The sequence below is a fragment of the Clostridia bacterium genome (assembly GCA_035628995.1).
Taxonomy (GTDB): domain Bacteria; phylum Bacillota; class Clostridia; order Lutisporales; family Lutisporaceae; genus BRH-c25.
Window position 1 is genome coordinate 25,369 of the sequence record DASPIR010000015.1, and the last position, 8,247, is coordinate 33,615.

Genomic DNA, 8,247 nt, shown 5'->3' on the forward strand with positions numbered 1-8,247 from the left:
GAATAAGGAGTTTTTGTTTTATTATGATAGCATCTTGAATTATAAAATGGAAAAGGGTTTACATATTTCAATAACCTAACAACCTTTGTACCTGGCACCTAAGACTTAAATTAATAATAGATATGTAAACATAAACCTTGAACGAAGTGGTATATGTATATATCAAAATTTCAGGAGTATCTAGGATACATAATCTAAACCATAGCTGGATAAAATTGCATATTTAAGGGTGGAATGTTAAAATTATTGTAGTACAGTTTCTTAAAAAATGTTCAAGCCCAGTGACTGTAATAATTTTGCGATTATCTAAATATATTGGTATTCCTTAATCCATAGAGTTAGGATAAGTATGGTTATAATGGGAAGTTGGGTTATGGGAAAAAGTGGAGGCAATGATTATATTAGCTATGTCAAATAACTGATATAGTGGAGATATACGAAACAAGTTCGTGAATGCATCCCAAATTTTAGGTATTCACGAATCTTTGGTTCGTAAATACAGTAGTTATCGGAAAGAGGAGGCATGGTCGCCACGTCCTGTGGCGGTTATGATATTGGACGTATAATCTATTTGGCGTGATACTAAAATGTTAATAAGAGGTGGATGGTATTAATATGTTAAGAAAAGTATGTAATTATCTATTTTGGATTTTTATGATTATCAGTATTTATGGATTAGTAAGGTATTCTAATCTAACTGTAATAGACTTACCTTTTAATATAGAAAGTATTTTTATTAAACCAACAAATTCAGATGGTATTTTTATAGACTTATCAATCGGATATATTGTTAGTGCTATATTTTATTTAATGATTGTATTTTATCCTGAAAAGGTACGAAAGAATAAAGTTACAAAAGTTGCTTTAGCAGAATTCTCAACTGTTTGTACAGATGCAATGATATTAATTATTTTGATATATAAAAATGTTTCTTTGAAATCTGAATGGAATTATAAACATTTAACAGATGATAAAGTGTTCTTTGATAAAAATTTTTATAATAGAATGCAGCGCTTTGATGTGTACAAAACAGCAGATACACTTTTGTGTCAGAAAGAAGAACCATTCGATATTATTACTTGGGATGAAAAATTACAAAATGATCTAGATGATTTTGTGAAGCGAATCGATGTGACACTAAATAGATATTTGTATTTTTTAGATGATGAGATAATTGATAGTGCCTTGGCCTTCCAAAAGAATAACTTTATAACTGCATATTTAGGATTACCCACAAATGATTTAGGGATGTCCTATAGCGGAGTAAATGGGAAAAAATATTCAGATAGAATACCACTCCATTTATTCATAAATAATGTGGGCGATAGAAAAATGGTACCAATTTTTGGAGCTAACGATTTATGTGATAATAGTAAGATATTAAATAGTTATGTTGATACTTTACTCGAATTGAGAAATCATTGTTATAATATAACAGGATTTCATAAGGATATAGCATTTAAGCTTTTTTGTGAAGATATATGTGGGGAATATGGAATAGCAATATAGATGATAAGGGTGTAGGTGCCAGGGAAGGCTTCGAAAAATTCCATATGAAAAAAATAAAATCAAATATCTGAAATTGCTGAGCTCTAAAATCATTTCTAAGGCACTTTTCTACTAGATATAATGATTTACCATTCCTTATAAGTGAGACTTTTCAATATCTCACGAGTTTTTTGGAGGTTTCCCAGTCACGACGTTTAGTCAGTTATATAAGAAAAAGCTAATAATAATTGTCTATCAGTCGTGCCTGGCACTAGATTTTACTAAAGCAACAAAACTTTAATTTACTATATAATATACAAACGGAGGGACTCAAATCAATATGTAGTAGTTTACAAATGGTAAAATATACTATAAAATGTTATTAAGAGTCTATCAATTAGTGTGAATATACTGAATAAGCCATACTCTTTTTTTGTTGTGTATTAAATGTTAAGCATACTATTATCTTGTAAAGGGGTAAAAAAATGAATACAGATACAAATATCAACGTTATTATACCTGAAGGTATAGGTGATCCTAAATATTCAAACAGTTTTAGGACAAGCTTTAACGAAACTGATTTCCAAATTGATTTTGGACATCAAGTAGCTGGAGAAGATACGCTTAATGTTGTCTCGCGAATAACAATACCTACTTCAGTAATGAAAAAGTTCGTTGTTACACTTTTTATGACAGCACAAAGTTATGAGAAACAATTTGAACAGGATTTAGGATTTGGTGGAATAAAAAAATAAACTTAGAAGGGATGGTATTATGATTACATATTTTGGAAACACTCAACATAAAGATATGAATAATGGCGAAAGTTTCATAAGACCAAGCTCCCATGTTCAGCAAGTTCCAAATGTTCAAAGAGCACAATATATTTTAAGCACCAATATAACTGATATAGACTCCAAACAATGGAAAGGCTTATGCAGTAAAATGTATAAGTCCGCTTTAAAGTCAACTATGGAAGGCTATGATTATTTAGGGAGCATCACAAGAACAGTCATAGACTGGGGCAGTGACAACAAGGTTGATGAGAATTCTTTTGCCAAAGTAATAAGTATGATTAGGAGTAATTTTATGCAAATTTCACTCTTAGACATTTGGCAACAGGAATTAATTAGTGCTGTATACCGTAAAGCACACACTTTAAAAGTATATATATTTAATAGTCTAGGCTTTGATAGTTTATGGGTTATAGTAGATGACCCTTCTACAGATGTAATTTTAGAGTATTCTGAGTTGTATATAGATGTAATAGAGAACTACCCAGATGCTAATTGCGATTTTATGGTATTTGGGAAAGATGAGTCCAATCAGTTCTCCTTACCAGCTGATACATACACTATAATTGTTAAGGAGTAAGCTATGCCTACTTTGAATGAACATGTTAACCAATATAATCATAATAAGAGTTTATTGAGTAATACAGTATTCGACATAAACAATACTACTTATAAAGACTGGGTAGTAACTATTACATTTTATAACGCAGTTCATTTGATTGAACGGGAACTGGCAAAAATTACTACCCCATATCATTCAGGAAGTCATACGTATAGAGAGAAAGCTATATTAAGAGAGAAAAAGTTGAAAACCATAGCAGCAAAATACCAAGCACTTTATAATCAAAGTATTCGTGCACGATATGAGTGCTATAAGTTTAGCAAGAAGGATGTTGAAGGAGTAATGCATATACTTGATGATATAGAAAAGGCACTTACATAGGCAATAAAATTTGAGAGTTTCAGCTATATCTAAGCTGAAACTCTTTTTGCTATGATCCCACAAACTATTGATTATTGCACTTTCTTTAAATATTTTAGTGCCAGGTACGACAGTTAAGCAGTTATTGATGAAAAAAGTAAAGATAACTGCCTAACTAACGTGCCTGGGAAACCGCTGAAAAACGGCTATAAAAAATAAGATTTTTCTTCGGGTTGAATGATTATGCATTGGATTTTTTATCAATTACCTTTATATGTTAAAGTATCTTTGGTTATTCGTATATATAAGCACATATAGCACTTTATTGAGCTCCTTTACGGGAGCTCCTTAATTTTGTGAGGCAGCGAGGCTAGGCTGGCAAAGCAGGTTTACCATCCTGACTATATTACATGCCATATTTGCTAAAGTGATATGAATCTTCGCCCTGCCCAGCCTCAGATACCGGCATCTTCGTAGCCCATGATTTCTCACCATCGTTGCGAATCGTCGTTCTACCTTATATCGTTTGTTCAGGGCTTCTTTAAATGCTTCTGTTTCTACTCGTTTCATGTCATGAAGAACAGCATCATATCTTAGTGCGACCACCACGTACCTTCCACTGTGTATCTTATCACCCTTATACTTCTGTAGGCACTTGTCATTTAGAGGACAGCTCTGGCAGGTCGCTTTGGCAAATTTAAATTTGATTGTTTCTCTTTTTCCTACTTTATCATAGGATTGTATAAAATCTTTGGTGGCAATTCCATTTGGGCAGGTTACTTGCTTTAAATCTTCTGAGATAATGAAATCTCTTACCTTGTAAAAGCTTGTTTCTCTACTTGATTCTTCATAAAAATTTATGTTGGATATTATGCTATTGTCTTTTAAATAAGCACGGTTATTAGAAGTCCCATATACTTTGTCTGCCGTAATTTCTTCTGGCTTTAAACCTAAATTATTGTCAACTTTCTCTATGAGTTCTACAAGCTTCTTCTCATCGCCTATATTAAAAGGGGTTTGTACGGATGCAAGTATTATCTCGCTGTCCTCGTCTACAATGATATGATCTTTATATCCTCTTTTTATGTTACCCACTGATTTGTGCGCTATCTTTGCATCGGGGTCTACAACGCTTACTATTTTATCTTTTTTTCCGTTGGTATACTGGTCTATGATATCCCACAGTATACCAAAAGCTTCTTTGTATTTTTCATTCGTTTGAAGTTCATCATAGGTCTTAAGATAAAGGTACTCTGCATATTTCTGTGCTATTTGCAGATATTTTTTTAAACTTATTTTATCATCTTTCTGATATTCTTCTTCAATCTCATTCTCAAATTGTGCCAACTGTTGCTCTGCAAAGACTTCATTGAATCTTCGTAGTTCCCTTATGACCTTTCGGAAAGCATCACATATGAGTCTCTGGTTTGATGGGTAGTTAACATTCGCAGCTACATCTGTGGTATCGATTAAATATCTTTTGGATTTAACTATATCCTTTTCGATACATTTTCTGACGATTTCATTAAAGAATTCATCGAAACTTTCTTCTCCCATTCTGTTTGTTCTAAAGTGGCTGATTGTTGTATCATCAGGAATCTCATCATCTAAAGATAAGCCCAAGAACCAACGGAATGCAATATCTGTCTGAATTCGCTTTACTATCTTTTTATCTGAAAGAGTGTACAGGAATTCCAGCAGACAGATTTTAAGCATCATTACCGGGTCTTCCGAAGTTCTGCCTATTTCACTATATTTGTCTTTTACCATGTCGTAAACAAATGAAAAATCTATGATCGAATCTATCAAAACAAGCAAATGATCTTTAGGTATTAATCGTTCAAATATCATATGGGTGAATACATCAATTTGTGGATTATTTTTTCCTAACACAATGCTCAACCTCCGTATTTTCAACACTCTACATGCTCTAATTATACCATATTGAGAGTTGAAATCTAAGCATTTTATGGGGATTTAAAGGCATTTAAGAAGATTATGTATCTTAAATGCCTTTGGGCTATTGCATAATTTGTAGTACATTTGTATATTTATTCTAGGCTACGCATTTTTCAGCGGTTTCCTAGGCACAACTGTTAAGCAATTATTGATGAAAGATTAGAATATAACTCTCTATCTGACGTGCCTGGCAATGTGAATTCTATTCTATAGAATATTATTCACTATCCACTTGGACCGGTATATAAACATTCTTAAGCGGAATAATAGCCTTATACTTTGAATCAAGTTGTTCATAATGCTCTAAGACAATATTAATTAGTTCATCGCCATTAATTAATCTTAAATTTGACTTGCTCTTCGCAAATTCCTGGGCCTTCTTTGAGAAGCTATTCAAAGCAATGAATAGACCATATTCCCCAGTAGAAACATTTCCATATAGAGCCTGAACCTTATCTGGAGTAATGTCAGCATCGTTACTTTTCACTTGAACTTTGATAATTGGTGGCTCTAACCCTAGTTCATCTTTAAATGCGATAATGTCAATCCCACCATCTGCTCCTTCTGGAGTCACTCTGGTTCGATATCCAAGAATATTAAGGATATGTGCAACAAAATGCTCAAACGGATGCCCTTTCAACTCCTGAGTGAGTTTTTTTGTAATATAATCTCTTGTACTCTGCTCAATTTCCTCTGCTACATTAGCAACTGTAATATCATCTTCAACAATCTCAGCTAGCTTTTTTCCTTCAAGCAGGGATAAAAATTCATCTGCGTAATTTTTTACTTGAAAAAGGCTCAAAGCAGAACCAATTTCATATAAAGCTCCCTGTGAAAGGCTTGTTCTAGGGGTATGCTTAATCCATTCTACTGCTCGCATATTAGGATAACTCTTTTCAACCCCTGGCTTGTATTCGTAATTACCTTTTATTTTCCCAATGTGAACTTGTCTATCTTGCTTTGATGGGTAGACAACTATATCCCCAATTTGCATTTCATGAAGAAAACGATACATCATTCCAGCAGCAACAGGTATAGCTCCTTTTTTTATATCTGGATACGCTTTAATTACCTTATCTTTAAAACTATCACGATCAGCAGATATTTTGCTTAAGTCACCAACTTCTTCCCATCCTATAGCAACACATGGAGTACCCTTATCTAAGAATGTACTATCAACCTCACCAAGGGCTCCTGCATGAATCCCCCATATTTTTGTCTCCAAATTAGGCATATATTTCATCCTTCCAATAAATATTATAGACTCTTTTCCATAATCCGTTATACTTGCATCCGATTCCTGCATATACCTTTTTGCTTACAATCATGTACTTCTGTACAAAGCTTCTTACTTTTTCTACTATTGTATACTTTTTAGGTTTAAACTTACTGTATTGTTCATTTACATTTGATTATCTTGTATATCAGTCTAACGCTAAGCTGCAACACCCATAGGAACAACCACCATACCCAAATCACAATGCAAAAAAAGGTCGTAGGTAAAAATTCAAAGTTCCATATACTGAATTTTGTACTCGCAATCAAGTCACAAAATGTAGGCAGAAAAATATAACCTGTGATTCCAAACAAAACAATCTGCGGAAGATTATTTACTACAAATCTTTTTATAAGTTCTTTTCTGAAATCCCTAATTGCACATTCTCCTGCCAATGGCTTTTTCATATTCAAATCCCTTATGTTTTCAGGATATTTTAGACCGAACAAAAGTGTAACAAAAACTAAGAGCACGCTTGTAGCTTGAATCACTTCAGTCAACGAAACATTCATCTAGTCCGCACCTCTTGTGCTGCAGCAGTTTCTGGTTCTTCACCAACTCCGTAATAGCCACGTAGAACATTGAATGTATCTTCAGGAATGCTATGTACTCCATTTGAATTCTTGACTTTAACAATTGGCTGCAATTCAACCGCTTCAATATCTGCAATTCTTTTTAGTTCTTCAAGAAGATTATCTGAATGAGTTATGACATTGTAACTGCCGTCATGTTGCCTTCGTGCATCTGCTAATACTCTTATTATTGAATTTCTAATCTCTTCTTCCAAATTATATCTAAATTTGGTTCTGACATTACGTAACAAGGAACGACTTCCTGTATCGGTGAGTTGAAATAGCAAAGAGATTTCTCTTTCACTTGGGAATGTATCAATAAAATAATGCTTTAATAAATGATATAATCTTCTTTCCCTAATTTCGTCTCCTCTTGTAGGAAGCTGTTTTCCTAGAATCATTTCCAAATACTCGCACATAGCCGACTCACCTATACATGTCAACGCCCCTTGAAGTTCTTCATTATTTTGGCAGTTTAGTACCCCTCTTAACACAGTCTTTTCCTGATCATCAATAATATTATCCAAGTCCATTGTAATATCCATATTTTTGCCCCCTTTGATTATTAGTGCTTATAATCAGCCTAGCACAACAAATTACATAATTCAACAAATATTCCATTATTATTCACGCTATTAAAATATAGGATATTAGCTAAATTTAGAAATGAGTAACCAAATATCATCCAGGCCAATCTTAGAAATGAGTTAATTTTACTAGAAATGCATGTATACTATTATAATCTTACCTTCAATTTGTACCATATCAAATGTTATTCCGGGTTTATTAGACTATATAAAGCTATAAATAAAGATATTATCAGTAAACTGTCTCTTGAAGTCAACTATTGCAAAAGGGTTGCCTATCTAAAAAGACAAAGCAACCCTTTTTGTTTCTTCCCTATATAAATTATGCATATACAGCTACTCAGTAAACCATTAATATGGCTTAGGCTTTGAGGGCGATGTTGGAAATTTAATAGTAATATCTTTTGTTTTTTCGTCTATTGTGCCGTCATGTTGCCGTCGCGAGGTCGTCAAGCGGTCGGCAAATGTCACAATTGCGTCACAAAAAACTAAAAAACCTCTGGGGACAAATGAATAGAACCCTAAAAAACGGACAGTGAAACTAAAAGCCTCCTATTGTAGAATAAAACTATGATAGGAGGTTTTGCTATGGCAGGGAAAAAAGGTATGAAACATTATCCTGGGTGGATGAAATACGAAGCATTCCGCA

Annotated in this window: 8 protein-coding genes; 4 read left to right on the plus strand and 4 right to left on the minus strand. The window is 33.3% G+C overall.

Features of this window, described 5'->3' with window-relative positions; all coding sequences use genetic code 11:
• Positions 1–615 precede the first annotated feature (615 nt).
• From VEB00_04835 to VEB00_04850, 4 genes are all read left to right on the plus strand, one after another.
• On the plus strand, positions 616–1,509 hold the full coding sequence (locus VEB00_04835; GenBank protein ID HYF82337.1) for a hypothetical protein: 894 nt from the start codon (positions 616–618) through the stop codon (positions 1,507–1,509).
• Between the two features lie 464 nt (positions 1,510–1,973).
• Complete coding sequence (locus tag VEB00_04840; GenBank protein ID HYF82338.1) at positions 1,974–2,243, plus strand: DUF3467 domain-containing protein; 270 nt, start codon at positions 1,974–1,976, stop codon at positions 2,241–2,243.
• A gap of 19 nt (positions 2,244–2,262) precedes the next feature.
• Positions 2,263–2,862, plus strand: coding sequence for a hypothetical protein (locus tag VEB00_04845; GenBank protein ID HYF82339.1), 600 nt, complete (start codon positions 2,263–2,265; stop codon positions 2,860–2,862).
• 3 nt (positions 2,863–2,865) lie between these two features.
• Positions 2,866–3,225, plus strand: coding sequence for a hypothetical protein (locus tag VEB00_04850; GenBank protein ID HYF82340.1), 360 nt, complete (start codon positions 2,866–2,868; stop codon positions 3,223–3,225).
• 327 nt (positions 3,226–3,552) lie between these two features.
• On the opposite strand, the gene VEB00_04855 is transcribed toward VEB00_04850, so the two are convergent.
• The 4 genes from VEB00_04855 to VEB00_04870 form a co-directional block, all read right to left on the minus strand.
• Positions 3,553–5,097 (minus strand): IS1182 family transposase, encoded by a 1,545-nt coding sequence (locus VEB00_04855; GenBank protein ID HYF82341.1) that lies wholly within the window; start codon positions 5,095–5,097, stop codon positions 3,553–3,555.
• A 283-nt stretch (positions 5,098–5,380) separates the two neighbouring features.
• Complete coding sequence (locus tag VEB00_04860) at positions 5,381–6,397, minus strand: restriction endonuclease (GenBank protein HYF82342.1); 1,017 nt, start codon at positions 6,395–6,397, stop codon at positions 5,381–5,383.
• Positions 6,398–6,561: 164 nt separating this feature from the next.
• The gene (locus tag VEB00_04865; protein HYF82343.1) at positions 6,562–6,951 is read right to left on the minus strand and encodes a hypothetical protein; all 390 of its coding nucleotides are present in this window, start codon (positions 6,949–6,951) and stop codon (positions 6,562–6,564) included.
• Positions 6,948–7,556, minus strand: coding sequence for a hypothetical protein (locus VEB00_04870; GenBank protein ID HYF82344.1), 609 nt, complete (start codon positions 7,554–7,556; stop codon positions 6,948–6,950). Before VEB00_04870 ends, VEB00_04865 begins: the two co-directional genes overlap by 4 nt.
• Between the last annotated feature and the right edge of the window lie 691 nt (positions 7,557–8,247).